A 279-nucleotide genomic window follows, 5' to 3' on the forward strand; every position below is an offset into this window, starting at 1 on the left:
GTATATGACAATAACAACAATGGCGCAAGAACCAATGCGGATTTAGATAATAATGGCGGTTTGGATAACCACTTGGATATCGGCGGTAATTTTGCCGAAAATATGGCCGATGATGTGACCGAGGATGCTGTTGAAGAACCTGCCGAAGACATCGCCAATAAAGACCGCGATGACGGCGTCGATTTCGCTACGCAAAATGACTTCGGTGATGAAAATAACTGTGGCGCTCTATTTTGACCACTGTGCGAATCAATAAAATTTAGGGCATAGGTTTGGCAG

Annotated in this window: 1 protein-coding gene; it reads right to left on the reverse strand. The window is 44.4% G+C overall.

Annotated elements, in window-relative coordinates; genetic code table 11:
* On the reverse strand, positions 1 to 279 hold a 279-nt coding region (locus GQ596_RS11015), incomplete at both ends, for a hypothetical protein (protein WP_160401764.1).

It is taken from the genome of Gilliamella sp. Pra-s60, assembly GCF_009795755.1.
Taxonomy (GTDB): Bacteria; Pseudomonadota; Gammaproteobacteria; order Enterobacterales; family Orbaceae; genus Gilliamella.